Annotated in this window: 2 pseudogenes; both read left to right on the forward strand. The window is 43.5% G+C overall.

The features are described 5' to 3' along the window. Window positions 1–787: pseudogene (locus F6K37_RS42515) on the forward strand (nuclease/transposase family protein); the annotation flags it as partial. Window positions 788–892: 105 nt separating this feature from the next. Further along, window positions 893–1,276 (forward strand): annotated as a pseudogene (locus F6K37_RS42520) (zinc ribbon domain-containing protein); the annotation flags it as partial. Between the last annotated feature and the right edge of the window lie 93 nt (window positions 1,277–1,369).

Genomic DNA, 1,369 nt, shown 5'->3' on the forward strand with positions numbered 1-1,369 from the left:
AATATCCACAATTCAACAAGGCTTTTTATAAGTTCCCTAGTTACTACCGTCGAGCTGCGATTCGGCAAAGCCGACGCTTCGCGAACGCATTTGCAGCTGGACAGGTTAGTAGTTATGTGACTCGATACCGTGAATGGCAGTCTGGTAGTCGAAAAAGGAAAGATAGCAAACCACCAAGATTAAATGCTGATACTGGCTGCTATCCAGTTTTGTACAAAGGTCAATGTTACAAGTTACATGGTTTTGAGAAAATCGAAATCAAAGTTTTTGATGGGAAGAATTGGATCTGGACTAAAGTTCAGATTACCGGCTTAAGAGAACGCCATCAGGTAGCTACTAACAAAATGATGTCCCCGTCGTTGATTTTCAATGATAGGTACTGCCATCTGTCTGTTCCGTTTACTTGTAATCCAGAAAAGCGTAAACCAGAAGCTAATGTTACTGCGGTAGATTTAGGTATTAATACTACCGCAACAATAGCAGTCGTAACCCAAACCGGCACTGTAATCCATCGCGATTTTATTCATCCAGGGAGAGACATAGACCGCAGGGATAAGCGACTAAAATCTGTATCCGTACGGGCATCCAAAACCATGGGCAAGGGCGGCAAACTTCATAAGGGTTTCTGTTCTAAGACTTATCAAAAATGCCAAAGAATCAACAACCGAATTGGCCATATCGTTTCTAAACGAATTGTTGAGATTGCTGAGAAGTTTAATTCTGAAGCGATTCGGCAAAGCCGACGCTTCGCGAACGTCTTTGAGAATCTCAAAGGATGGTTTGAAGTTACCGTAAGAATAGTGGAGCCTTTACAGTTGGCAGGTTATGCATAAAAGGGTTAAGGATTATTAATTAAGGCTCCACTATTCTAAGGTTTCGTCTCCGGAAACCAAAGGGTGGACGAAAGCGGTCTAATCTAAGCCAAAGATTCCACGGTTGGCTCAAAGCAAAGATTCGTGATTTTACGGAAATGAAATGGGCTGAATTGGGAGGTAAAGTTATAGAGGTCGTGGCGGCTTACACTTCAAAACTGGCCTATGATGGTTCTGGTACGGTTAGACGTAATTCAAAAAATTATGCCCTAGCAACCTTCCCTTCAGCTAAGCGATTCAATGCCGACCTTAATGGCGCTTACAACATTGGTGCTAGAGGTGTACTTAAACTCGTTCGTAGAAATAGCAACGAGGGTAGTTCCAGCAAAAGATCTGGACGACCGCCTAGAAGCTGGGCTTGCCTCTGTGATTTGTGGGTTAAGGCTAACTCCAAATTAGCATAGGACACCACCACCTCGGCGCTTAACGGTGGTGGAAGCTTCATAAACGCTATACTCCTATTGAGGTTGCAAGGCAAGAACTATAGCCTGAGTCCA

Source organism: Moorena sp. SIO4E2 (assembly GCF_010671945.1).
Classification (GTDB): Bacteria; Cyanobacteriota; Cyanobacteriia; order Cyanobacteriales; family Coleofasciculaceae; genus Moorena; species Moorena producens.